The organism is Dickeya sp. NCPPB 3274 (assembly GCF_000406205.1).
Classification (GTDB): Bacteria; Pseudomonadota; Gammaproteobacteria; order Enterobacterales; family Enterobacteriaceae; genus Dickeya; species Dickeya fangzhongdai.
Genome location: NZ_CM001979.1, coordinates 3,499,802 through 3,524,098 on the forward strand (window position 1 = coordinate 3,499,802; position 24,297 = coordinate 3,524,098).

Annotated in this window: 20 protein-coding genes and 1 tRNA gene; 8 read left to right on the forward strand and 13 right to left on the reverse strand. The window is 52.9% G+C overall.

Annotated elements, in window-relative coordinates:
• Positions 1 to 68: 68 nt before the first annotated feature.
• Complete coding sequence (locus DXX3274_RS15595) at positions 69 to 2,513, reverse strand: DUF3772 domain-containing protein (RefSeq protein WP_042860554.1); 2,445 nt, start codon at positions 2,511 to 2,513, stop codon at positions 69 to 71.
• Positions 2,514 to 2,848: 335 nt separating this feature from the next.
• Here DXX3274_RS15595 and DXX3274_RS15600 point away from each other — a divergent pair.
• A tRNA-Arg gene (locus DXX3274_RS15600) sits at positions 2,849 to 2,925 on the forward strand.
• 180 nt (positions 2,926 to 3,105) lie between these two features.
• On the opposite strand, the gene DXX3274_RS15605 is transcribed toward DXX3274_RS15600, so the two are convergent.
• The 5 genes from DXX3274_RS15605 to DXX3274_RS15625 form a co-directional block, all read right to left on the reverse strand.
• On the reverse strand, positions 3,106 to 4,206 hold the full coding sequence (locus DXX3274_RS15605; RefSeq protein WP_042860555.1) for a nuclease: 1,101 nt from the start codon (positions 4,204 to 4,206) through the stop codon (positions 3,106 to 3,108).
• Positions 4,207 to 4,216: 10 nt separating this feature from the next.
• The gene (locus DXX3274_RS15610; RefSeq protein WP_042860556.1) at positions 4,217 to 5,977 is read right to left on the reverse strand and encodes a restriction endonuclease subunit S; all 1,761 of its coding nucleotides are present in this window, start codon (positions 5,975 to 5,977) and stop codon (positions 4,217 to 4,219) included.
• A complete protein-coding gene (locus DXX3274_RS15615) occupies positions 5,977 to 7,449 on the reverse strand; it encodes an N-6 DNA methylase (RefSeq protein WP_042860557.1) in 1,473 nt (490 codons plus the stop codon). The genes DXX3274_RS15610 and DXX3274_RS15615 overlap by 1 nt, the downstream gene beginning before the upstream one ends.
• Positions 7,450 to 7,518: 69 nt before the next feature.
• A complete protein-coding gene (gene hsdR, locus DXX3274_RS15620; protein WP_042860559.1) occupies positions 7,519 to 9,960 on the reverse strand; it encodes an EcoAI/FtnUII family type I restriction enzme subunit R in 2,442 nt (813 codons plus the stop codon).
• Between the two features lie 318 nt (positions 9,961 to 10,278).
• Positions 10,279 to 11,223: a LysR family transcriptional regulator gene (locus tag DXX3274_RS15625; protein WP_042860560.1), complete on the reverse strand. Its 945-nt coding sequence runs from the start codon at positions 11,221 to 11,223 to the stop codon at positions 10,279 to 10,281.
• 120 nt (positions 11,224 to 11,343) lie between these two features.
• Here DXX3274_RS15625 and DXX3274_RS15630 point away from each other — a divergent pair, with 120 nt between their 5' ends.
• The 5 genes from DXX3274_RS15630 (at position 11,344) to DXX3274_RS15650 (ending at position 16,060) form a co-directional block, all read left to right on the forward strand.
• Positions 11,344 to 12,783 carry an NAD-dependent succinate-semialdehyde dehydrogenase gene (locus tag DXX3274_RS15630; RefSeq protein WP_042860561.1) on the forward strand — a complete coding sequence of 480 codons (1,440 nt, stop codon included), beginning with the start codon at positions 11,344 to 11,346 and terminating at the stop codon, positions 12,781 to 12,783.
• Between the two features lie 41 nt (positions 12,784 to 12,824).
• Positions 12,825 to 13,157, forward strand: coding sequence for a carboxymuconolactone decarboxylase family protein (locus tag DXX3274_RS15635; RefSeq protein ID WP_042860562.1), 333 nt, complete (start codon positions 12,825 to 12,827; stop codon positions 13,155 to 13,157).
• Between the two features lie 71 nt (positions 13,158 to 13,228).
• Entirely contained in the window at positions 13,229 to 14,209 is a 981-nt protein-coding gene (locus tag DXX3274_RS15640) for an NAD(P)H-quinone oxidoreductase (protein ID WP_042860563.1), read from the forward strand.
• A 270-nt stretch (positions 14,210 to 14,479) separates the two neighbouring features.
• On the forward strand, positions 14,480 to 15,601 hold the full coding sequence (locus DXX3274_RS15645; RefSeq protein WP_042860564.1) for a cupin domain-containing protein: 1,122 nt from the start codon (positions 14,480 to 14,482) through the stop codon (positions 15,599 to 15,601).
• A gap of 270 nt (positions 15,602 to 15,871) precedes the next feature.
• Positions 15,872 to 16,060 carry a YjfB family protein gene (locus tag DXX3274_RS15650; protein ID WP_042860565.1) on the forward strand — a complete coding sequence of 63 codons (189 nt, stop codon included), beginning with the start codon at positions 15,872 to 15,874 and terminating at the stop codon, positions 16,058 to 16,060.
• 221 nt (positions 16,061 to 16,281) lie between these two features.
• Here DXX3274_RS15650 and DXX3274_RS15655 read toward each other — a convergent pair whose 3' ends face one another.
• The 3 genes from DXX3274_RS15655 to DXX3274_RS15665 form a co-directional block, all read right to left on the reverse strand.
• Entirely contained in the window at positions 16,282 to 17,397 is a 1,116-nt protein-coding gene (locus tag DXX3274_RS15655; protein ID WP_042860566.1) for an NAD(P)/FAD-dependent oxidoreductase, read from the reverse strand.
• Positions 17,398 to 17,421: 24 nt separating this feature from the next.
• Positions 17,422 to 18,282, reverse strand: coding sequence for a pirin family protein (locus tag DXX3274_RS15660; protein ID WP_042860567.1), 861 nt, complete (start codon positions 18,280 to 18,282; stop codon positions 17,422 to 17,424).
• Between the two features lie 139 nt (positions 18,283 to 18,421).
• On the reverse strand, positions 18,422 to 19,033 hold the full coding sequence (locus DXX3274_RS15665) for an FMN-dependent NADH-azoreductase (protein ID WP_042860568.1): 612 nt from the start codon (positions 19,031 to 19,033) through the stop codon (positions 18,422 to 18,424).
• Positions 19,034 to 19,168: 135 nt separating this feature from the next.
• Here DXX3274_RS15665 and DXX3274_RS15670 point away from each other — a divergent pair, with 135 nt between their 5' ends.
• Positions 19,169 to 20,077 carry a LysR family transcriptional regulator gene (locus tag DXX3274_RS15670; RefSeq protein WP_042860569.1) on the forward strand — a complete coding sequence of 303 codons (909 nt, stop codon included), beginning with the start codon at positions 19,169 to 19,171 and terminating at the stop codon, positions 20,075 to 20,077.
• 13 nt (positions 20,078 to 20,090) lie between these two features.
• On the opposite strand, the gene DXX3274_RS15675 is transcribed toward DXX3274_RS15670, so the two are convergent.
• The 4 genes from DXX3274_RS15675 to DXX3274_RS15690 all read right to left on the reverse strand — a co-directional run bounded on the left by DXX3274_RS15675 (position 20,091) and on the right by DXX3274_RS15690 (position 23,156).
• Positions 20,091 to 20,819, reverse strand: a complete 729-nt coding sequence (locus DXX3274_RS15675; RefSeq protein WP_042862166.1) for an amino acid ABC transporter ATP-binding protein — start codon at positions 20,817 to 20,819, stop codon at positions 20,091 to 20,093.
• Positions 20,820 to 20,875: 56 nt separating this feature from the next.
• Positions 20,876 to 21,580, reverse strand: a complete 705-nt coding sequence (locus tag DXX3274_RS15680) for an amino acid ABC transporter permease (protein ID WP_371206787.1) — start codon at positions 21,578 to 21,580, stop codon at positions 20,876 to 20,878.
• Positions 21,580 to 22,272 carry an amino acid ABC transporter permease gene (locus DXX3274_RS15685; RefSeq protein WP_042860571.1) on the reverse strand — a complete coding sequence of 231 codons (693 nt, stop codon included), beginning with the start codon at positions 22,270 to 22,272 and terminating at the stop codon, positions 21,580 to 21,582. The genes DXX3274_RS15680 and DXX3274_RS15685 overlap by 1 nt, the downstream gene beginning before the upstream one ends.
• A 71-nt stretch (positions 22,273 to 22,343) precedes the next feature.
• On the reverse strand, positions 22,344 to 23,156 hold the full coding sequence (locus DXX3274_RS15690; RefSeq protein ID WP_042860572.1) for an ABC transporter substrate-binding protein: 813 nt from the start codon (positions 23,154 to 23,156) through the stop codon (positions 22,344 to 22,346).
• A 154-nt stretch (positions 23,157 to 23,310) separates the two neighbouring features.
• On the opposite strand from DXX3274_RS15690, the gene DXX3274_RS15695 reads away from it, so the two are divergent.
• Positions 23,311 to 24,213: a LysR family transcriptional regulator gene (locus DXX3274_RS15695; protein ID WP_042860573.1), complete on the forward strand. Its 903-nt coding sequence runs from the start codon at positions 23,311 to 23,313 to the stop codon at positions 24,211 to 24,213.
• The last annotated feature ends 84 nt before the right edge of the window (positions 24,214 to 24,297 follow it).

The following is a 24,297-nucleotide window of genomic DNA, read 5'->3' on the forward strand; positions in this document are numbered from 1 at the left end:
CTATCCAATCATGAAAGCCGGTCCGCTTCTGTTTGCCGTGATACGTTGTACGCACACGGCAACCGCTGCTACTGTCTGGGCAACGCATCCGCCTGCAACGCGGCAACATCTACATTGCTTTCCAGCACCATTTTCTGCGGCACCGCCAACGGAATACTCTCTGTTCTCAGGCGCTTGATGATATCGAACAACAGATCGCTTTTGGCCGACGCCACCATGCGTGGGCTGCCGACATACCCAGTCACGCTGAGCACCATGCCATTTGGGGTCAGTTGACTGAACATCACCGACGGCGCCGGGGTTTCCAGAATTTTTTCATGCGCGTCGTAGGCATCCAGCAGAATATTTTTAACCACATCCGGATCAATATCCAATGGGAAGGTCAGCGCCAGTGTCGCCACCCCCTGCGGATTACCCATGGTAATGTTGCGCACATTCTGTGAAATAAACTGGGAGTTGGGCACAATCACCGTAGAACGATCCCCCAACTGAATTTCCGTAGCGCGCACATTGATGCGCCGGATATCTCCCTCAACGCCACTGATGTTAACCAGATCGCCCACTTTGACCGGCCGTTCAGTCAGCAGAATCAGCCCGGAAATAAAGTTCTTCACGATCTCCTGTAAACCAAAACCGATCCCGACCGACAGGGCGCTGACAATCCACGCCAGCTTGCTCCACTCGATACCCAGCGTCGCCAGCGTCAGCAGAATAATCAGGATGTAACCAATATTGGAATACAGCGTCACCAGAGAGGCCTTGATACCGGCTTCCAGCGTAGTTTTCGGGAAGAATTCGTGCTCCAGCCAGCGGCGGGATACGCGCAGACTGTAAATGCCGATAACCAGCAGGACCACGGCATTAACCAAATGGGCAGGTACGATACTGATGGACTCCAGGCCCTTCCCACCCCAGATCTCCACCGCTTTCTGCACCAGATCAACCGGCGTGGTCGAACCAAACGTGCCATTCAGCAATGCCACTACGGCCATCAGAATCAACAGCACTTTCAACCCGGCGGACAAAATGGCCGCAGCCTGATCCAGATGACGATCATCCAGATTTAGCGTTCGTTTGATCTGCCGTCCGCTGGCAAAAGCCGGGGAAAACAGGCTTTCACACACGTCTTCCACAAAAGTGGTCGACAGGTACAGCAGGGATAACACCATACCGACCCACACCAGTTCATACGTCAGGAAACGCGCCAGCGAGATATAGCCAATCAGCAGCGACACCAGCACCGCCAGCGTGGTCAACAGTACGGCCAGATGAATCAATCCCGACAGGGTTGAACGCGCTTCAGGCGTTTCGCCCGCCTCCACCATACGCCGGCGAATCTGATCGCTGCGCAGGGCTATCGCCCCGGACGTCAGCGCCAGAAATAGTGACGATAGGCCGTTGCCGACTATCGTCACCCCCACCGAAATGCCGCTGACAGTATTGATCTGCTCAATTATTCCAAAAACAACGATAAAGCCGGTGGCGATAACGGAGAAAGGCTCCATCGCCCGCGCCACCGGGTTGGCAATCGACGGCAGGCGCCACGACGGGCGTTTATTGGAGAGAAAAGCCCGCCCGAGTCCGGAGATCATCGAACAGAACACCACCAGCCGGACCAGGCTTTCCATGAATCCCTCGGCGCGATCGGTCACATCGCCATGGCGGGTGAAAACATAATCCACCAGCAGGACCGCCAGCCCCATCGTCAGCACAGTGGAAAACACCACCGCGATAGCCAGAAAACTGCGTCTCAGACGACCTTCCGGCAGCAAATAAATGCCCGCCCGCGCCAGATATTTTTCCAGTAGCTTTCGCCCTGTCGTACTCAGCGCCGCCGCCAGCAGCAGAAAAAATGCCGACCCGTAACGCCATCCGGGTTGCCAGGCGGCAATAAACGCCTCGCTCAGGTCATCCTTCAAATCGGATAACCGCTCTATGTCTTCCTGCATCGGCTTGATAATGGGTGACCAAAAGCGGCTGCCAAGAATACTGCCGGAATTGAGCGCCAGCTGATTTTTCAGCGCATTCCGGCGCAGCGCCAGAATCTGCGTCGACAGGTTCTCCGCCCCGGTTTTTATCGCCTGCACCTGGCTGGCCTGCGCATCCAGTTTCTGCTTCTGCTGGTTAAGCGTGGCGCGCTTACGCGTGACCTCGGCGGTTTCGTTCACGGCTGCCTGCGGCTGCGGCGCCGGCCCCAGAACGTCCAGTTGAGCCTGCAATTGCGCACGCATCGGCGTCAGGATGCCGGCGAGTTTATCCGCATTGGCGACCAGTTCCAGCGTGGTATCGTTCAATACATTGAGTTTGGCGTCAGTGGTGGTGCCGGACACCTGCTGTTTGATGCCATCAAGCTGTTTCTGCAGCTTTACCAGTTCGGTATCCACATTCACCTTGTCCGCGGTTTCCTCCTGCCCATCCGGCGCAGGATCTGTCGCGGCCATACTTACCGAACTGAAGGCAAACAGCGCCACCAGCAGCATCCAACCGTAAATTCCGAGTAGCCCTTTACGCATACACCCAACGTGCCCTTGATACTGTCGTCAACCGGTGCGGCAATTCCTACGCCGGTTGTCCTGGGATGAAACAGAAACCTGCAGCGATACCCGCAGGCAAGATGGCTAATAACTTACTCAGCAATGGAGGTAAAACTCAAACAGATATCGCCGAAACTGTCCAATTTGCGAGATCGCTTCCGATGTGCCGACTTCATTTGCAGGAATAACAGCGAGCGATACGAAGGTTGTTCAGGGATTCGCCGACCAGTCCAAATCACGCGCCAATTCATTGACTCATCAGGGATGCCCGGTATAATCCAGCCCACATCGCTAAGCGACTGTATCCCATCAAGGCGCCCTTAGCTCAGTTGGATAGAGCAACGGCCTTCTAAGCCGTAGGTCACAGGTTCGAATCCTGTAGGGCGTACCATTTCGAAGTTAAACCGACGTCTTTTTTTATGCCTTTCATTCAGTAAATTAGCGCGATATCAGGCTTTCAAATTCAACCTAAGTCTATCTGTCAGTATCGCGCTAAAACGAACCATTCACTTTTAGACGTCTTCCTATAGACTAATGTCTTGTATAACTGGAAAACATCATCACCAGAACATCACAATTCCGTGTTCCATTTGCCGAAATAACGCTTTAATTTCTCTACCGTGTGTCGCCATTTCGGAGCTGTAGGCTTGCAAACCGTATTTTGGTTGCCGAAGAACCCGACCTCGTTCACCGCGTCTTGCTCACTACGGGTTTCCAGCCATTTCACGGAGACAAAATACTCAGACTTATCGGGGTCGTCCGCATTTTGGCGGTAGAGGTCACGGTACTTCAGCACATCCATCGCCAGCGTTTCACCCTGTTCGGTGTTGATGGTGAAGCTACTGGCAGGCTCAACGGCGCTTTGCACAATACCGACGCCGACGTAACCCGTCGCCGGGATTTTTACCCACACGCGGTTACCCGGCTGAAGTTGTTTTAACGTCTGACTGTACCAGCTTCCGCCACCGGCGCTGATAAACCCGTAGCGACTCGCTTCTTCCCAGACGCGGCTTTGCGGGTCGCCAAACGAGACGTAGAACTCCCCGTTCCAGGGTTCTTTGGCATTGGCGCTGGTGGCTGTAGCCTGTGCGGCATTGGTTTGCGTCTCGCTCGGGTCAAGAAGCCATGCACGGCTTAAGAACTGCTCACTACCATGCTGGAACACTTTAAAGAACAAGACATTAATTGAAATGCCATTTTTGCTCAGGTAATCGACAATGCGTTCGGTGGAGGGGTCCAGCTCTGCCGCCACAATGATGATTTGGTGCGACTGATTGAGCGACTCTTCTTCCAGTTCCGTATTAAAGCGCTGCTTAAACGCCTCGCCCAGATTACCGCCACCGGAGAATTTTTCGTAAATCTGCGACAGGCGCTCAGCGGTTAAGTCATCCACCCAGGAGGCGTAATCCAGCGCCTGCGCCACCACCTCACGCGGCGTGCGATCGCGCTTGAGTTCAATCAGGATCAGCGACGCATCCGGCGCAATCGCCAGCAGGTCGATACGCCCTTTATCAAGCGTCGGTTCCTGATGGCCAATAATCATCCACTGGTCAGAAAGAATCGTCGGGTCGTTTAAAATCATCTTCTCCAGCAGTTGCTCGCTGGCGAGTTTACTGATGGTCAGCGGTTGAGGGTTATCCCCTACCCGCCAGATAGCATGATGAACCGGCATCGTCTGTTCCTTAACTTAATACTGCGTCGGTGAGGGCATCCGCCAGGTGGAGCTGGGTTTGTTGGGCGGATTGCAGGCGGTATTTAAGGGTGTCGCAAACACTCAGAAGTGATATGTACAGTTCTAGAATCCTATTCGTCTCACTAATTGGAGGCAATGCAATAAGACATCCGCGAAGCTGAGTTTTATTTATTGATGCCAAATTTGTTGTTTGCTTGCTAGCACCTGCGAAATAATTTCGTGAAACAGACGAATTCATAAATGTTTCAATCCATTTAACATTCAACTCATTAACAATCGGTCTAGCTTTAAAAACATGGTTTTGATTAGCTACGTAAAATGAAGGGTCAGTCCAGATAGCAGTTCTTCCAACAGTATCCCAGTCACCACCTTCTGTAATTAATAGATCATTTGATTTAACATGATACTTGTCTTTTTCATCAACAGGAATTTCTATTGTTTTAATTTCTGACAAATCAAGATATCCCCGTTGTACATTTGCTACACGAAGATATGGTACTGAAATCAATTCTCTACCTACAAGGTTCCTACCTTTAGTTATACCACTTTGGATATCAACAATATCTTCAAAGCGACACCACTTCCACCCCTCCGGCAATTCAAACGGTTTTTCTTCATCACTCACTGGCGGCAACGGTTTTTGTTTTTTAATTTTACCTTGTTTCACCAGTTGCGCTTTCTCCTGCTCAATACGTTTAAGCAGTTCAGAAGCCGGTTCATCGTTAGGGTCTTGCGGCACCAGTTTGCCCATCACCGCCAGTTGCAGAATGGTTTGCTTAAGCGCATCGATACTCGCTTCGGTGGTAAACAACGTGTCGAAATGCTGGCTGATGCGCGCCCAGCTTTCGGCGAGTTGTTCGGCATTTTGGCTATCGGTCAGCGTTGCCAGCAGGGTTTCCACCAGTTGCTGATGGGTATCCAGACTGGTTAGAGATTGCTGTTCCAGTTGGTCGCAGAGGGACATGAGTTCGTCAACCTTGCAGATAATTCGATTTTGTTCAGCTTTAGGCGGAAGAGCAAATACTGTGGCAATAAGTTTTTCTCTTGATATATTCGGCTGAGCTCCACCAGCCCCCATCCCGATGAAAATTCTCTTGTAAGCTTTTAAGAGGGTTAATAAATATATATTCGAAATTCCACTATATGGAGTGCAAGCACATACTGCTTGATTAGTCGTACCACGAACATTTAAGATCGATGTCTTACCAATTGTTGCCCCATACATCGCAATTAACACGTCCCCGACTTTATTGTCACGGAGTGAACACTCCTGCAAGGCAAATTCTGTGATTTTCTCCTCGGAATCCGAAATAAAATCCGAAGAGAGTTCCCCTGATTTAAACCACGGAATATCACCATTATAATATTTTGCATTAGAGCGACTTGGCGTGGCTCCAGCCCCCCAATCACCTATATCATTTAAATAACACCATTCCCAACCATCAGGTAAATCAAAGGGTATTTTGGTTATTGCAATTTTTTCAAGTTTTTTAGGTTTCCTAATCACTTTACTCTTAACTAATTCATCTCTTTCTTTCGCAATCTGCTTCAGTAACTCCGACGCTGGTTCATCATTCGGGTCTTGCGGCACCAGTTTGCCGCGTACCGCCAGTTCCAGAATCAGCTCGCGCAGTTTCTTAATGCCGTAGAGGTCGATTTTACCGTTGCTGCCGCGCCCGGCGGTGGAACGGGTTTGCAGCGCAGAAGACCAGATAGCGATATGGTCGGTGACAAGCTTCTCAACGGTCATCAGTTCGCCCCCTTGTTGCCAGAAAGTGCAGCACCGAGGATATCGCGCAGTTGATTACGCAGCTCGCTGATTTCCGCCTGCTGCGTCTGGTACTGCGCCAGTAATTCATCCGGGTCGTGGCTGAGGGTTTCGCCCTGATAGGGGTTCTTGATATCAAGGTTGAAGTTGCGGGCGATGATGTCGTCGATGCTGACTTTCCACGCCTGATTATTCTCTTCACGGCTGGCAAAACCATCGGCTTCATTGCCCCACCAGTCGATTTCCGTTTGGAACTCTTCAAACTTCATCGGTTTGGTTTTGCTGTAGTTCTTTACGCCGTCCGGGTACGGATGCTCGTAGAACCACACTTCTTTGGTTGGCTGACCTTTGGTGAAGAACAGAATATTGGTTTTGATGCCGGTGTACGGGTTAAACACGCCGTTCGGTAACCGCACGATGGTGTGCAGGTTGCATTCCTCGGTCAGCAGCTTTTTGATTTTGGTTTTTACACCTTCGCCAAACAGCGTGCCGTCCGGCAATACCACCGCCGCGCGGCCTTTGTCTGCCAGCACTTCGATAATCAGTTGCAGGAACAGATCGGCGGTTTCACGGGTCTGCATCTCTGCCGGGAAGTTCTTCTCAATGCCGTCTTCTTCGGTGCCGCCAAACGGCGGGTTGGTGACAATCACATCAACCTGCTCATCCCAGGAAGAGAGCGGCTTGTTGAGCGTGTTGTCGTGGCGGATCTGCACCGGGACTTCAATGCCGTGCAGCAGCATATTGGTGGTACACAGCAAGTGCGGAAGCTGTTTTTTCTCTACGCCATAGATCTGCTGTTGCAGCGTTTTATGGTCTTCGGTGGTGTTGACGTAATGCGCTTTCACATGGTCGAACGCGCAGGCAAGGAAGCCGCCAGTACCGCAGGCCGGGTCCATAATCGACTCACCCAGTTTCGGGTCAATACGATTGACCATAAAGCGCGTCACCGCACGCGGGGTATAGAATTCGCCCGCATTTCCGGCGCTTTGCAGGTCGCGCAGGATCTGTTCGTAGATATCGCCAAACAGATGACGTTCCTGGCTGCTGCTGAAGTCGATTTCGTTAAGCTTGTTGATCACCTGACGCAGCAAGGTGCCGTTTTTCATGTAGTTGTAGGCATCGCTGAACGCCTGTTTGACCACAAAGCCACGCGGGTTCTTATCAATCGGCGCAGTGAGATTTTTCAGGGTCGGGAACAGGTCGTCGTTCACAAATTCCAGCAACGCATCACCGGTAATACCTTCGCTGTTCGCCGCCCAGCTACGCCACAAATAGCGTTGTGGGATCGGGAACTGGTAGTGATCCTGCTCCAGTTCCAGTTCTTCTTCCTGGGTATCAAAAATCTTCAGAAACAGCAGCCATGAAAGCTGCCCCAGTCGCTGGGCATCACCATCAACACCGGCGTCTTTACGCATAATGTCCTGAAGGGATTTAATGACTGAGCTAATCGACATGTTTTCTTTCCATTCTAAAAAAGGATGCCACTGGCGGCAGGGGCGGCCAGTGGCAGTCTGTGTTCATTATCAGGCTGAGCGCGGCGCTAACTGGTAGATTTCGTTTTCCAGTTCGTTGACGGCTTGCTCATAAGCCTGCTTGTCACCAAAGCGGGTTTTGATGATCTCAATGGGGCGGCCCAGGGTATCGAACGGTTTTAGTTTCAGCACCTGCACATCCTCAATTTCCTGAACCCCTTCGTCGGCGTATTTATCCAGCAACGAGCTAAGCACCTGCCGCGCCGGTTCGGCGTATTGGGTGAAGTAGTTGCGTTTACGCACATTCGCGGCGCGCTCCTGACGGGTTAACGGCGGCTGACCGTACACCACATGACAGAGCAAATCAAACGGGTCGAGATCTTTACCCACCTCTTCGGCCAGCACATCCCACAGAATGCCCAGTTGCGCCAGCTCGTCGATAATCACCTGCTTGCGGGGTGCCTGCTGCCATTTGCGTACGAAGCTATCCAGTGACGCGTATTCACGGTCTTTGAGCAGCGTTTTACGGGTGTAATCCTGGAAGGATTCGGTCACCAGTTTGCCGTCAGCATCGTAATACTGAACGCGCTTCGCCAGCACATTTACCGCCACGCCGTTCACATAGAATTTGCGGACTTTGTTTTCGTTGTCATGATGGAATTCACCGTTGCCCGACTGCCTGTCACGCCCGGCCTGATAGCCCGCATCGTCTTCTCGCGCGTCATTGCCGGTGTTATCGCCGTTATCCGCGTTATCTTCCGCATCCAGTTGCTCATTGAAGTCGGAGTCGTTGTCGGAAATGTCGCTGGGTTTTACCACCAGTACTTTTTCTGGCACGCCGTCAAAGCGTGGGTCGGCAAACAGTTCCGTCGCTTTTTTAAAATCGAGGATGGTGAACCACAGCTTGCCGTGCTTTTCGTTGATACGCGTGCCGCGCCCGATGATCTGCTTAAACTTGGTCATCGACTGGATGTTTTGATCCAGTACCACCAGTTTGCAGGTCTGCGCATCAACGCCGGTGGTCATCAGTTCAGACGTTGTGGCGATAACCGGGTAGGCTTTTTTGGGATCGGTAAAGTTCTCCAGTTGCGCCTTGCCGATATCGTCATCGCCGGTGATTTTCATCACGTATTTTTCGTTCTTCAACACCTGTTCCGCATTGAGGATCACCAGCGCATGGCGCATGCGGTCGGCGTGATCGATGTCGTTGCAGAAAACGATGGTTTTATCCATCGGGTTGGTACGTTTCAGGTAATCGGTAATGGTCTGCGCCACCAGCATGGTGCGTTCATCAATCACCAGCGTGCGGTCAAAATCTTTCAGGTTGTAGATACGGTCCTCAATTTCTTCGCCGTATTTATCCAGTTGACCTTTTATTGGCCGCCAGCCTTGCACATCAACGTCGATATCAACGCGCACCACTTTGTAAGGGGCGAGGAAACCGTCTTCAATGCCTTCTTTCAGCGAGTAGGTGTAAACCGGTTCGCCAAAGTAATCGATATTGGAGACATCTTCGGTTTCTTTCGGCGTTGCCGTCAGGCCCACCTGAGTCGCACTGCCGAAATATTCCAGAATCTCTCGCCAGGCAGAATCTTCAGATGCGCTGCCACGGTGGCATTCGTCAATCACTATCAGGTCAAAGAAATCCGGTGACACCTGTTTATAGGCTTTCTGATGTTCTTCCGGCCCGGTTATCGCTTGGTACAACGCCAGATGCACCTCGTAAGCCGGGTCAATGGTGCGCCCGGAGACTTTGGTCATCGCGGTGCCGAACGGCTGAAAATCATTACGTTTAGCCTGATCGACCAGAACATTGCGGTCCGCAAGGAACAGGATGCGTTTTTTGTTTTTGGCTTTCCACAGCCGCCAGATTATCTGGAACGCGGTGTAGGTTTTTCCTGTCCCTGTCGCCATGACCAGCAGAATGCGATTCTTGCCTGCCGACACGGCATCTACCGTTCGGTTGACGGCCTGTATCTGATAATAACGGGGGGATTTTCCGCTACCGTCGTCGTAATAATCCTGACTGATAACGGGCAGCTGTTCCTGCGTGAATCCTTTCCAGACACAGTATTTTTGCCACAGCTGTTCAGGCGTTGGGAAGTCGCTGAGGGCAATTTCGGATTCGAGCTGCTGCGGATTGGTTTTATCGTGGAAAACAAACCCATCACCGTTAGAAGCAAATACAAAAGGCACATCAAGCAGACTCGCGTAGTCCAGCCCCTGCTGCATCCCTTTGCTGATGGCGTGCTGGTTGGCCTTGGCTTCGATAACGGCCAACGGCAAGTTCGGCTTGTGATACAGCACAATATCGGCTGATTTGACTTTGATACGTGAGGCCAGTTTGCCACGCACCACAATCTTGCCATCACGCAGTTTCACTTCCTGACGGATCTGAGCCACATCATCCCAGCCTGCCTCCTTAACCGCAGGAAGGATAAATTTGGTGATGATATCCGTTTCAGTCAGGTGCGTTTTGTTCACGCCAGCCATAGCAGAGCACTCCACGATATTGGGTTAGCTCTGATTTTACACAGATTAGTGCGTCAGGTAATGACCCGAAACGATGTTTTGGGTAGCGATGGGTCAATCCATTATTCGGCAGAATAAATTACGTTGCTTCCCAGCTCATGCAACTGGATAACACTGTAGACAGGATGAAGTAAAAACTAGACTGGTCCCGCCCCGATAGACAATCCGACCCTATAATTGAACTCCCTCCCCCACATCTACCGAATGCCACTAAATACACCGATAAGGCTTACGTTTTGCATCAAGTTTCTGGATGACCTTAAGAAGTTCTGCGGCGGCTCATTTAGCACAGGAGCCTGACGAATCAGTCAGTGACCAGGTATTCGGCTGACCGATATAGGTCCTTAACGCATCGAGAAAAACCGTCACGCGGGCTGGTGGATTTCTCAGTGCGCGTAATGCGTAAATACCCGTCGATGCCTGTGGTTGCAGGCACAACTCCGGGAACAGCTGCGTCAGAAAACCGGCTTTGATATCCGGGCCAACCACCCAGTCCGGTAGCCAGGCGATACCGATCCCCGCTACTGCCGCCAGCCGCATGGCTTCAAAATCATCACAACCGAACATGGGGGGGAAGCCGGCTGCGCGTATCGGCTGCCCCAGCACGCTGGCCCAGTTCAGCAGGTCAGAACCGTGAAGTTTATCGATCAGGCGATGCGTCGACATCTCCTCTGGCGTGGCGGGTATTCCCGCCGTTGCCAGATAAGTCGGGCTGGCGCACAGCACCCGGGTCTGTGTACCGATGCGACTGCCTATCAGGGTGCTGTCGGCCATATCGCCGATTCGGATAACCAGATCCAGCCGCTCAGCAACCGGGTCAGCCAGCCGTTCCGTCAAATCCAGTTCCAGCCTTAAATCAGGATGCTGCTGCGTCAGTTGCGCCATGACGGGAAGGACATAGCGTTTGCCGAATGTCGGATAGCACGCCACCCGCAAAATGCCCGTAACGGCGCCTTTCATCGAGGCCAGTTCCTGCTGCGCGTCCGCCAGTGAATCCAGTATTTGTCTTGCCCGGATCAGCAACGCTTCGCCGGCATCCGTCAGCGTAAGATGTCGGGTGGAACGCAGAAACAACGGCGTATCAAGATGCGCCTCAAGCGCATCAATCTGGCGGCCGATCGAGGAAGGGGTGCGTCCGCGACGACGACCAGCTCCAGAAAAACTGTTCTCGCGCGCGACATCAACAAAAACGCCCAGGAACTCGGCGAATTTCTCTGACTGCATCTGTGCATTTCCTGCATAGCTGTTGTGGGGAGAAGCCATCTTATCAGTCAGTTCCCCCAATCTTAATATTCTTCCCACAGCAAGTTCACCTACAGACATCATCGAACCGGGAAAGAAAATATGAAAACCACCACCTATGATCCGCTCTACCTATTTATCAATGGCGACTGGCTGGAAGCCGGTAACCGCGACACCGTCTCCGTCATTAATCCGGCTACGGGGGCTTCGCTGGGGCGACTGCCGCTGGCCACCACTGCTGATTTGAATAACGCACTGGATGGCGCCCGGGACGGATTTGAAGTATGGCGTCGCACGGTACCGGCCAAACGTGCGCAGATAATGAAAGATGCGGCTGCATTGATGCGCGAACGTGCGGAACACATTGCCGCCCAGATGACTCTGGAAGAAGGCAAGCCGCTGACCGAAAGCCATGATGAGGTGTTGCGCGCGGCTGATTACTTTGAATGGTTTGCAGAAGAAGCCCGTCGTATCGACGGTCGTGTGGTACCGGCGAATCGCCCCGGCGTGCAGCAACTGGTTAAAAGACAGGCCATTGGCCCTGTGGCCGCGTTTACCCCCTGGAATTTCCCGGCGATAACGCCGGCCCGAAAACTCTCTGCGGCGCTGGCGGCAGGTTGCAGCGTCATTCTGAAGCCCGGCGAGGAAAGCCCGGCAACCGCCCTGGCGCTGGCCCGTTGCCTTGATGACGCGGGCCTTCCCAAAGGGGTTCTACAGGTCGTATTTGGTGTACCAGATAGGGTCTCATCCCAGCTCATCGCCTCTTCGATCATCCGCAAGGTCGCCTTCACCGGCTCGGTGCCTGTGGGCCGTTTGCTTTCCGAACGGGCGGCGGCGGGTGTGAAGCCGATTACCCTGGAACTCGGCGGACATGGCCCGGTGCTGGTCTTTGACGATGCGGATATCGACGCGGCGGCGGATGGCGGGGCCGCCAACCGGTTCCGTGGAACCGGGCAGATCTGTATATCCTCAACCCGCTTTTTAATCCAGCGCACATCCTATGATCGCTTCGCCGAGCGCTTTGTTAGCGCAACGGAGAAACTGATTATCGGTGATGGCATGGACGCCAAAACGCAGGTTGGCCCACTGGCCAGTCAGCGCCAGTTGGAAAAGATGGAATCGCTGGTTGCTGATGCGGTGGAACGGGGTGCGAAAGTCCTGACGGGCGGGAAGCGTATTAATCGCCCCGGCTTTTTCTTTGAGCCAACGGTGCTCGCCAATGTCCCGATGAACGCCCGCATCATGCATGAAGAGCCGTTTGGCCCAATCGCGGTCCTGATGCCGTTCGATACTCTGACAGATGGTCTGGCGGAGGCGAATCGCCTGCCATATGCCTTGTCTGCCTATGCCTTTACCCGTGACGCACGCACCGCAATGGATGTGGGGGACGGCCTGGAAGCCGGCATGATCGGCATCAATCAGTACCGCATCATCGCAACGGAATTGCCCTTTGGGGGAATGAAGGAAAGTGGTCATGGCTCTGAAGGGGGCACCGAAGGGATTGGACACTATCTGACCAACAAATTCATCAGTCAGATTTGATTCATAACCTGACCCGAATCACGAAAGACAAGGAACACACCATGAAAACGATTGATTTTACCAGTCCCCGCGCTGCCGCCCGGCCCTTCACTCCCGAGCTGTCTGATTTTGTCGAGCAGCCGCTGTACTCTCAGGTCTGGACCAACCCGGCATTGGCTCCCCGCGATCGCAGTTTGATCACCATCGCCGGCCTGATCGCCCTGAATCATGCAAACGAGCTGCCCGCCCATTTACGTCGGGGTATTGAAAATGGGCTGACCCGGGAAGAACTCAGCGCAGTCATCACCCATCTGGCTTTCTACGCAGGCTTTCCTGCCGCCATCACCGCATCGGCCGTCGCGAACGCAACATTCAGCGAGGACGACGCAGCCTGAGCATACCCTGCCGGTATATCTCATTTATGCCGGCATCCCGTTGTAAACCAATTTTTTCACAGGAAACAGCCATGAAAGCAATCATTTTTGACCAGTTTGGATCACCTGATGTGCTCAAACTCCGTGAGGTTCCGGAGCCCGAAATTCGGCCCAATGACCTCCTGGTACGGACACGTGCCGCTGGCGTTAATCGTGCCGATTTGACGCATCGCAAAGGGGGATATGGACGTCCGGATTTTGGCGACTCAACCATCATGGGTCTCGAAATCGCCGGTGATATCATTGCGGTAGGGGATCAGGTTAAGGGGTATGCCATCGGCGACCGAGTGATGGGGATCGTCGGCGGCGGTGCGTATGCTGAGGTTTCCCGCATTGATTACCGTATGGCGATGCCCATCCCGGCAAGTCTTGATTATATTCATGCGGCCGCCATTACCGAGACCTTTGTTACCGCACATGAAGCGTTAATCCATCTCGGTAAACTGAAAGCGGGTGAAACCGTCCTCATTCATGCCGGCGCCGGCGGAGTCGGCGGTGCAGCGGTGCAACTGGCTCATGCGGTCGGTGCGACGGTCATCACCACCGCCCAGGAGACGGCGCACGCGCTTGTCCATCGCATGGGAGCGGACCATGCCATCGATTACGTTAAAGAGGATTTCGCCAACGTCGTTTCCGACCTGACCGATAACCGCGGCGTGGATCTCATCCTCGATTTTATTGGCGCGTCCTACCTGGAACGTAATGTGAATTCACTCAATTTCGGCGGGCGTCTGATACAAATTGGCATTATGGGAGGCGTTGAAAACGCTAAAATTCCGCTGGATCGCGTCCTTTATCGTCACTTGCAGATCATCGGAACGGTCATGAAATCGCGTTCCCAGGATGTGAAGCATGAGATGTCCCGGCGGTTCAGAGAGCGCTGGCTTTCACATTTCGGCAAAGATGGGCTGTCACCGGTTATTGATAGCGTATTTCCCCTGGCAGAGGCCAGTGTTGCTCATCAACGCATGGAGGATGGCCTTAATGTTGGGAAAATAGTATTAACTGCCTGACGCTGAGCCGCTGCCTGCTCCAGGTTTATCTCTGCTATGCCCGGTCCAGACCGGGCTTTTTAGGCTGATACGGGCCTTGGTCGCCCTCTTATAATTGCTCGCCCTCTTATATAAGATGGCGCGTCTCCTTCCACGATTCTGCTCCAGCCATAACCGGTCTTCCGCCACGATGATGATTCCCCGAGCGCGCGATCTTGACCAATGACAAGGCGGTACGGACGTTAGCCTCTTTATAATCAAGCCCGTTTGTCTTCTCACTGGTGTGAAAGTATGGCTTATCAACTTAACCTTAACTGGCCCGAATTTTTAGAAAAATACTGGCAAAAACAACCTGTTGTATTAAAGAATGCGTTCCCGAACTTCGTCGACCCCATTACGCCGGATGAACTGGCGGGACTGGCGATGGAGCCGGAGGTGGACAGCCGCATCGTCAGCCATGTTAATGGACAGTGGCAGGCGTGGAACGGGCCGTTTGAGCAGTTCGATCATTTAGGGGAAACCGACTGGTCGCTGCTAGCCCAGGCGGTTAATCACTGGCACGCTCCGTCTGCCGAGCTGGTGCGTCCGTTTCGCGTGCTGCCGGACTGGCGTTTAGACGACCTGATGATCTCCTTTTCCGTACCGGGCGGCGGCGTCGGACCGCATATCGACCAGTACGACGTGTTTATCATCCAGGGGATGGGTCGCCGCCGCTGGCGCGTCGGCGATAAGCTGCCGATGCGCCAGTTCTGCCCGCATCCTGCGCTGCTGCACGTGGATCCTTTCACGCCGATCATCGATGAAGAGCTAGAGCCGGGCGACATTTTATATATTCCGCCGGGCTTCCCGCACGACGGCTTCACCTTTGAAACCGCGCTCAACTACTCGGTCGGTTTCCGCGGGCCCAACGGCAGGGATTTAATCAGCAGTTTTGCCGACTATGCGCTGGAAAACGATCTCGGCGGCGAGCACTACAGCGACCCTGATTTAACCTGCCGGGAACATCCGGGCCGGGTGGAAGAATATGAGTTAGACCGCCTGCGCGCGATGATGATCGACATGCTCAATCAGCCGGAAGACTTTAAACAGTGGTTCGGTCGCTTCGTGACGACGCCGCGCCACGAGCTGGATATCGCCCCCGCAGAGCCGCCCTATGAGCAGGATGAGATTGCCGACGCGCTGATGGCCGGCGAAACCCTGACCCGCTTAAGCGGGCTGCGGGTGCTGCATATCGGCGACGGTTTTTTCATCAACAGCGAAAGGCTGGAAACCGTCGCTCCGGAAGCCGCCGATGCGTTGTGCCGTTACACCACTCTCGGGAAAAAGGAACTCGGCGAGGCGCTGCGCAATCCGGCTTTCGTTGCGGAACTGACCGGGCTGGTTAATCAGGGCTATTGGTTCTTCGACGAATAGTTCTTCGACGAATAGTGTTTCGAGAAAAATAGCTCGCCGATAAAAAAGAGTGCGATGAGATGAAAAGAGCGGCGGTAATGTGCGCTGTCTGCTAGCCTAAAGTTTGAACAGAAAAAACCGATACCATAAAAAAGCTGGCGTACATGCCGTCAGCTTATCGGTGTACTGGTGAACATCAGATAGCATCGTATAGATAGACGTCGCCCCGATGAGCAGGGAATTCCCCCTTGCCTATCGGGCCTCTTCAAACGCAGAAACAGGATAACCAAGATGGATGTATCACAGATTGCGTCACTTTCCACTGGGCTTAGTAACATGCAACTGAGCAGCGAGATCAGTACTACTGTTCTGAAGAAATCATTGGATAATCAGAAAGATACAGTAGCCAGTCTCATTCAATCCATTCCGCAGTTGCCCGCCAATCCGGCCATCGGCCGCAACATCAACACCACGGCATAATCGCTGCCATCGTGGTTTGGCGAACACGTCGTGGTTTGGCAAACACATCGTGGTGTTGCAGACAAATAGCAGCTACTCAACTAGCTGCTATTCATTTATTTGACTCAAATAATTATTTTCCCCAAATAATCATCTTTTTGATCGCGGCGGTAACACGCAAACACACGCCATCGCGTTTTGCCCCGATAGAAGCATTGCCGGTATAAACCCCGCCGCCACCGTCAAAGACCAACGGCCTTGCGTGACATCCCCACCAGCATATCGCGCGCTTTGATCTTGCGGGCGAAAAATGGCGCCCGGAATTGGCCGAACGGTAGCGAAGTCAGGCCGTCATTGCGGCCAAGCGTGACCACCATGACTTTACCCATGCCTTTACCGGGCTGTACCGGTTTGTAAGGTTTAAGCCTGGCCTCGGACGACCGATTCGCGGCTATCAACACCTTGATGTTCGCAACGATCGACCTGGCGTGCAGCCCGGCGATCATCGCCAGTCGGTTTTCAGGCAGGTTAGTAATATCACCGGCAGCGAACACCCTGTCATGCCCTTCCACACGAAGATAGCGATCGACGTTGATCAGGCCGTTGCGCTGCACCGCCTCAGGCCACGATCTCGCCACAAAATCAGTCACCGGCTTCGCTCCCGCCGCCCAGATGACGATATCGGCCGCGAGCATAAGTCCCGAGTGAGTGACGACCTTACCGTCCACCGGCTGTTCACCGGGCGCAGGCAGCACAACGCGATCGTTGAGCGCAAATTTAACGCCTTTATCGCGCAGATCTTTTTCCGCCCATTGGGGAAATTTGTCCGGCGCGTTATTCAGTACCGTCTTACCACTGTGAACCACGGTGATTGCCAGATCGGGAAACGCCTCGCACAACTCTGCGGCAATCTCGATACCAACCGGCCCAGCCCCCGCCACCACCACGGTTCGCGCCTCCCGCAGGCGTTTGTGCATCGACCGGATTTCGGCGGTACGACTTGTGCTCAACGGCGTCTGGGCCTTGATAAGCGGATCGATATACGCTGACCCGGTGGCGATCACCGCATAATCGAACGACACCGTGCCTTCGCTGCCATCCGCCAGTGCCACGTGCGCGCTGTAATCGGTCAACCCCACCGCTTTGCCCTGTATGAACCGCACCGCGCCGATGAAGCTGTCATAAGGAATTTGCGCCGGCAGACTGTCAGGATCGACCAGCAAACGCGGGACCGCCATTGGCACCTCCCAATACGTCTTGGGATCAACGAGGGTCACGTCCGCCGCATCGCGCAGTTGATAAGCGATTTGGTGCCCTGCCGCCCCACCGCCAATAACAAGGACAGATTTCTTTTGCATACAGACAGTTCCTTTTAAATGACGTTATGACCACAGCGCGTCGCGGTGGTTAAGCGCGGCAAACGCCGGGCTGTGTCGCAGTTGGTTGATCGTACGTTCGCCTTCGGCAAGCGCCTCGATACTGGTATGAACTGAATAAGCGCCCATCACGAGCGGATGCGGATGTTCGGACGCTGAACCGATAACCAGCTCGACATCGCCCTCGGCCGTCATCCCGATGGCCTGATTGCCTTGTGCGAACACCGCCAGTTCGCGCTCAAGCACCGTACCGCCGACATGCAGCTTGCCGCTGTTCAGCGCCAGCCACGCCGTATCGTGATCGGCGGCGGGTTGGTAGGTCCAGCGTTCGCCGTCCGCCAGCCGGACGTGGAGGTAGGTGATGGATACGGGCAGCGGAATCGGGCTGACTTTGTCGCCATAGCGGCCAAGCAGGATACGCGCCGGCCCGTCGCGCTCGATCTGTTCCGGTTCCAGATACAGACTCTGCGCAGGAGCAAGCTCAAGCGATGGCGGCAGCGCAATCCAGAGCTGATATCCACGCATCATGTGGCCAGGCGCAGGCTCGCCGGCGTGCCATACCCCGCTTCCGGCGCGCATCCACTCGACCGATCCCGCGGTCATCACGCCCTGTTTTCCGGTGGTATCGCCATAGGTCATGCTGCCTTCGAGGAAGGTCGTGAGCGTCGCAATCCCCGAATGAGGATGCGGCCTGAAACCCGTACCGATTGAAGGCACCGACTCGAACAGATCCAAAAAAACGAACGGTTTGACCCGCTGCCCCAGATCGCCCGGCGCCATCAGCCGGGTGAGAGGACCGAGGCGTTGACCCGAAGTACGATGAACGATGGAGCGCGTTGTCGTAGAGAAAGCCTGATGGTGTGCCATAAGCGATACCTTTTTGTAGCGAAGAACCGCCTTTTGCAGCGGAAAGCAAGAGTTTGAAACGGAAAGCAAGATCGGGCGGTGCCGATACCCGTCCACGACAGGCCGGCACCGTGCAACACCGCTCCTTCCGGACGGTAAGTCAGGCGGTGAGCGCGTCGATTTCCGCTCTGGCTCTGGCAATCGCGGCGGTTTTTGCTTCATCGCCGAGCGCCAGGCCTTCCGCACGAATAATGGTGATATCGGTCAGACCGATGAAATTGAGCGCGGCGATCAGATAGGGTTCCTGATGATCGAATTGAGCCGCCGGGCTGGCGCCGCTGTAGACGCCGCCGCGGGCCGAGGCGATGAAAACCTTTTTGCCTGCCGGCAACAGTCCTTCCGGCCCGTTTTCGGTATAGCGAAAGGTACGCCCGGCGACCAGAACGCGGTCAATCCAGCCTTTGAGTTGGGAAGGGATCGAGAAGTTGTACATCGGCGCGCCGATGACAATCACATCAGCGGCGAACAGCTCGTTGATGTAAGCGCCGCCAAGGACGATATCTTGACCAAGCGCCGGGGTGCCCGGCGTGCCGCCCTGAAAAACGGCGAGATGGTCGGGGGACAGATGTAATGCCGCGTCGGCGACGAGATCCCGACGAATAACGGTTTTCCCCGGATGAATGCCGCGTTGTCTGGCCACAATGTCGGCTGACAGCATGCGGCTCACGGAATGGCTGTCGAGAATACTGGAATCAATATGCAGAATGCTCACAGGTAGATCTCCTGAACAAGGCCGGAACAGGCCGGCGTATGGATGACGACTGGAGTATTTCACCCTGCAAATAATCTGAATAGACGTTATATTATTATATATACCATCTCAATTTCAGATACATCAGGATTCCCTATGCTCGATGGCGTGTCGCTGGATCAATTACGAACATTCATTGTCGCGGTTGATGAAGGAAGCTTCTCGGCGGCGGCGCGTCGGCTTAGACGTGCGCAGTCCGCCATCAGCGAGCTGGTGCGCGGTCTGGAAGAACAGCTTGATGTGACGCTTTTTGATCGCAGCGGCCGCTACCCGAGGCTGACGCCGGCAGGGACGGCGTTACTGGCCAACGCCCGCAATATCGTCGCCGGCGTTGACGCCATGAAATCACGCGCCAAAGGCATGGCCGCCGGGCTGGAGCCTGAACTGACCGTCGTAGTCGACGTCTTCTTCCCGATTGACGTGCTGACTGACGCGGCCAAAGCGTTCCGTGAACAGTTTCCCGACGTGCCATTACGCGTCTATGTTGAAGCGTTGGGGGCGGCGTATCAGCCGGTACTGGACAGACACGCCAGCGTTGGCATCGTCGGTTTTCTTCCGGTGACGCCGCCGGGTATCGTCACCGAACCCTTAGCCCGCGTCGCCTTCGCGATGGTCGCCGCCGCGGACCATCCGCTCGCCGCGTTTCAGGGGCCGATCCCCAGGCAGGAACTCGCCAACCATGTCCAGCTGGTACTGACCGATCGCTCTGAGCACTCCAAAGGACGAGAGTTTGGCGTCATGTCCCCCAAAACCTGGCGGCTGGCGGACCTGTTTGCCAAACATGCTTTTTTGCTCAATGGGCTGGGATGGGGCGGCATGCCGATGCATACCATCCAGTCGGACCTTGAGAGCGGTCGCCTCGTTAAACTCACCATTGAGGATGAACCGGTCAACGAGCCGTCCATGCTGATGTCGGCCGTGTATCGCATTGATAATCCGCCGGGCCCCGCCGGCCGCTGGCTTATCGAGCGCATGACCGCCTGTTCCCGCCACCGCCCGGCCTGAAATGCCGGTAGCATCAGTGAGCTCGTAATTCAGACAAAAACCTCTGTGCTCGTTCGCTTTGAGGATGTGTAAAAAAGTCGTCTGGATTACCCGTTTCGATGAGGGTTCCCTTATCCATAAACCAAATGGTATCCGCCACTTCGCGTGCAAAATTCATCTCATGCGTGACGCACATCATCGTCATACCGTCGCGGGCCAGGTTTTTCATCACCTGTAAGACTTCGCCGACCATCTCTGGGTCTAACGCACTGGTCGGTTCGTCAAACAGCATAACCGGCGGGTCCATCGCCAGCGCACGCGCAATCGCAACGCGCTGCTGCTGTCCCCCTGACAGTTGTCCGGGATAGGCATCCGCCTTATCCGCCAGGCCAACCCGTTCGAGCAATTCCAGCGCACGGGCACGCGCTTGCGGGCGATTCTGCTTTCTCACGTTAACCGGCGCCAGCATGATGTTATCCGCCACGGAAAGGTGCGGGAACAGATTAAAACTCTGGAAGACAAACCCGACATTGCAGCGGTAGTCGTTAATATTCAGGGTGGCGGAGTGTATATCTTTCCCATCAAAATTGATGATACCGCCCTGAATTTCCTCCAACCGGTTTACTGTTCGGATTAATGTTGATTTCCCTGATCCTGACGGCCCGCAAACGACGACCACCTCCCCCAACTTAATTTCTGCCGTAATATTATTGAGAGCATGATAAGTACCGTACCACTTGTTCACACCAACAAAGGTAATCATCGGGGGAGAATTATGTTTTATCGTTGACATAAAAACACCTTAAAATTAATAACCGATCAAGCAATGCCCGCACGTTTATAAGAAATTCGACGTTCGATATAACGTGAAAACTGAGTCAGTAAATAGCCGAGTATGAGATAGATAATCGCCAACAGGAAAAACACCTGAAAAGACTTCGTGAGCAAGGCGTTATTAATCTGATTGGCCGCATACGTTAATTCGTTGACACTGATAATATAAGCCAGAGACGTATCCTTAATGACGGATACGAACTGCCCCATTAACGCAGGAATCATGTTATACAATGCTTGCGGCAACATAACCTTTTTCAGCGACTGAATATAGCTTAACCCTACCGCGCGAGATGCCTCCATCTGGCCTTTGGGCAGCCCCTGAATCCCGGCGCGGACAATCTCTGAAATATAAGACCCTTCATAAATCACCAACGTGATCAGCATGGTCGAAAAACCGCTAATAGCATGGCCGATCAACGCTGGAGCAAAGAAGTACACCCAGAAAATAAACATAAGCAGCGGCACGCCTCGCACCAGATACACCATGCAGGTTGCCGGACGACGTAACCAGGGAAACGGGCTGATGCGCGCCACCGCCAAAAGAATACCGAGCGGAAAAGCCAGCGCAATCCCCAGCGCAGACAATATCAATGTGACCACAATTCCACCAAGCGGCCCTTGCGGATATTGTCCGATTAATAGCAATAATCCGTTATCGCGTAAGATATGCACCATATCGTCCATCATTACCTCGACTTAATACGATAACGTTGTTCAAGCACGCTTCCCATGAACATAATAAGCAGTGAAACCGCGAGATAAATCAGAGTTGCCAGTAAATACACTTCCACCGTATGGAATGACTCGCTTTCAATTTCTCTGGTAACATAGGTTAATTCGGCCAGTCCAATCGCCATCGCCAGGCTGCTATTCTTGAACAACAAAACAGAATGATTCACCAACGCCGGTAATGCGATCCGTAATGCCTGAGGAATCACGACCAGACGAACCGCTTTGAGATAACTCAAGCCAAGCGCCCGCGAGGTTTCATACTGCGAATAAGGAATAGAGCGAATCCCTCCCCGTAAATCTTCCGACATATAGGCCGACATGGTTAATCCGATAGAGATAAACGCGCACAAAAATTCGCCATGATGTTCGTTAATCCAACGCTGCATATCGACGGGAAGTAATGCAGGGATACCGAAATACCAGATAAATAACTGAACCAACATCGGGACATTCTGGTGATACTCCACATAGACCGCCACAATAGGATGAAATAGTTTTTGATTACTCATCCTGACAATTGCCAATACAACGCCAAGCATCATTGCCAACAACCAGGAGGACAACGACAGCCCCATCATGGTAAGAAATCCGTTAATCACTCTTGATGGATAATCACCATTTAGCAGGACAGAGAAATCCAGCGACATAGTTCTAACCTTTAATCATGCTATTTAAGATAACGCTGTTATTTTAGGTAGGGTACGATGAGCCGGTTGTATTAATTAATTGCTTTTATGGTAAAGGTACGCTGCAATTTATAGGTCGTATTCGGACCGACCCATTTATCAAAAATTTTGGCGGCCTCGCCTGACTTCTCCATATTTCCGAGAATTTCATTCACCTTGCCAAGGAATGCCGTTTCATCCTTACGTATTCCCAGCCCCCAATGCTCGACCATAATCTCCGGTTCCAGAATATCGATGCTATCTTTACCGGTAAGCTGGTTTTTATACTTCACCAACATCAGCTCGCCAAGTGCGATACCATCGACTTTGCTCTGCTGTAATGCCAGGAAAGCGGCTGGCGGGTCCTGAAAAGTCATGGTAGGCGAACCGGGCAGGACTTTTTTAACCGCCATTTCCGAGGTAGAACCTTTAGGCGCACTAATACGTTTTCCAGACAAGGCATAAATGTCCTTGAATCCGTCGCTATGGCGTGCGGCAATTTTGGTTAGACTAAGATAATACTGATCGCTATAGGCGATCTGCTGGGCACGTTCTGGCGTCCAGCCTAACGCGGCCGCCAGAATATCCACTCGCCCTTGAATCAACTCAGGAATACGAGCCGGAACCGAAATTTGCTTTAGTTCCAGTTTAACACCCAGACCGTCAGCGATGGATTTACAAAAGTCCACGTCATACCCTTCTAATTGCCGGGTTTCAGGATTAGTAAAACTGAATGGTTCCGTAGTGCCCAATGTACCGCAAACCAGTACGCCTTTCGCTTTTATATCAGCGAGCTGATCGGCTGAGGCCTGCATGGCAGTAAAAATAGATCCAACTGCAATTAACGATATCAATAAACGACGCATAGAATCCCCTTGTTTTTACATTTATCATGCTTAATAGCCCTGTCTGAAGAGTATCCTACGCACAGTTAAAAAATAAAAAAAACGACTTAATTTTATTGTTTTATATTCCAAAAAGAGATTTAATGGTAATAAAATCATTCACACGGGTGCAATTATGACATTCAAACAGCTGGAAGCACTTTATTGGGTCGCGCAGTTAGGTGGCTTTCAACCTGCTGCACTAAAATTGCACACAACACAATCAGCAATATCAAAAAGAATACAGGAATTGGAAAGTCTATTAGGCATTCCATTATTTGACAGAAATCAGCGCGCCTCCCGATTAACGGAAAAGGGCGAGGAAATGTTAATTCTGGCAAAACGAATTCTGGACATGCGCGCCTCGGCATTAGAACAAATAAGCTCTCCTGATATTATTGAGCGTTCAATTCGAATTGGCGTTACCGAATTAACAGCGATGACCTGGTTGCCGCGTCTGGTCAGGCTGATACAAAGCCATTATCCCCGTGTTACGCTTGAACCGGATGTCGATATGAGCATCAACCTCAGAGAAAAACTCCTGACCGATCATATTGACTTAATGATTGTGCCTGATGCATTTTCAGAACCACAGCTGGTATCTCAACCGGTTGGAAAAGTCGATAACGTGTGGATGTGTAAACCGGGTTTGCTTAATGATACAGACGGCCCCCTGCGTCTGCACGAATTAGGGGAACATAAGTTATTGATGGATAAATCAGGGCCGGGATTAATCTATCATCGCTGGTTTAAAATGGTCGGTTTTAACCCTGAACATAAACTGGTGAGTAACAGTATTGTCGCATTGTTGGCCTTGACGATCTCAGGATTGGGGATCAGCTACTTTCCTAAAAACTGCCTTCAAAGTCTGGTTGATATGGGAATGCTGGTAGAACTGAATGTGACGCCGATACTGCCACCAGTTACCTACGTTGCCATATATAAATCAGACGTCCGCAGCGAATTGATATCATCCATTATCATGCTGGCGCAAAACTGCTGCGATTTTAATACCATACTCAGTGGTGATTTATCATAAATATAAACCACTCTTACTATCAGGCTATAGACGCGATAAAGCCGGTATATCTTCCGGCATCTCCATCCGTAGCGTGAAAACCTC

Coding starts and splice junctions, on each gene's coding strand:
- DXX3274_RS15595 (WP_042860554.1), bottom strand. CDS start 2,513: ATGCGTAAAGGGCTACTCGGAATTTACGGTTGGATGCTGCTGGTGGCG.
- DXX3274_RS15605 (WP_042860555.1), bottom strand. CDS start 4,206: ATGCCGGTTCATCATGCTATCTGGCGGGTAGGGGATAACCCTCAACCG.
- DXX3274_RS15610 (WP_042860556.1), bottom strand. CDS start 5,977: ATGACCGTTGAGAAGCTTGTCACCGACCATATCGCTATCTGGTCTTCT.
- DXX3274_RS15615 (WP_042860557.1), bottom strand. CDS start 7,449: ATGTCGATTAGCTCAGTCATTAAATCCCTTCAGGACATTATGCGTAAA.
- hsdR (WP_042860559.1), bottom strand. CDS start 9,960: ATGGCTGGCGTGAACAAAACGCACCTGACTGAAACGGATATCATCACC.
- DXX3274_RS15625 (WP_042860560.1), bottom strand. CDS start 11,223: ATGCAGTCAGAGAAATTCGCCGAGTTCCTGGGCGTTTTTGTTGATGTC.
- DXX3274_RS15630 (WP_042860561.1), top strand. CDS start 11,344: ATGAAAACCACCACCTATGATCCGCTCTACCTATTTATCAATGGCGAC.
- DXX3274_RS15635 (WP_042860562.1), top strand. CDS start 12,825: ATGAAAACGATTGATTTTACCAGTCCCCGCGCTGCCGCCCGGCCCTTC.
- DXX3274_RS15640 (WP_042860563.1), top strand. CDS start 13,229: ATGAAAGCAATCATTTTTGACCAGTTTGGATCACCTGATGTGCTCAAA.
- DXX3274_RS15645 (WP_042860564.1), top strand. CDS start 14,480: ATGGCTTATCAACTTAACCTTAACTGGCCCGAATTTTTAGAAAAATAC.
- DXX3274_RS15650 (WP_042860565.1), top strand. CDS start 15,872: ATGGATGTATCACAGATTGCGTCACTTTCCACTGGGCTTAGTAACATG.
- DXX3274_RS15655 (WP_042860566.1), bottom strand. CDS start 17,397: ATGCAAAAGAAATCTGTCCTTGTTATTGGCGGTGGGGCGGCAGGGCAC.
- DXX3274_RS15660 (WP_042860567.1), bottom strand. CDS start 18,282: ATGGCACACCATCAGGCTTTCTCTACGACAACGCGCTCCATCGTTCAT.
- DXX3274_RS15670 (WP_042860569.1), top strand. CDS start 19,169: ATGCTCGATGGCGTGTCGCTGGATCAATTACGAACATTCATTGTCGCG.
- DXX3274_RS15675 (WP_042862166.1), bottom strand. CDS start 20,819: ATGATTACCTTTGTTGGTGTGAACAAGTGGTACGGTACTTATCATGCT.
- DXX3274_RS15680 (WP_371206787.1), bottom strand. CDS start 21,580: ATGATGGACGATATGGTGCATATCTTACGCGATAACGGATTATTGCTA.
- DXX3274_RS15685 (WP_042860571.1), bottom strand. CDS start 22,272: ATGTCGCTGGATTTCTCTGTCCTGCTAAATGGTGATTATCCATCAAGA.
- DXX3274_RS15690 (WP_042860572.1), bottom strand. CDS start 23,156: ATGCGTCGTTTATTGATATCGTTAATTGCAGTTGGATCTATTTTTACT.
- DXX3274_RS15695 (WP_042860573.1), top strand. CDS start 23,311: ATGACATTCAAACAGCTGGAAGCACTTTATTGGGTCGCGCAGTTAGGT.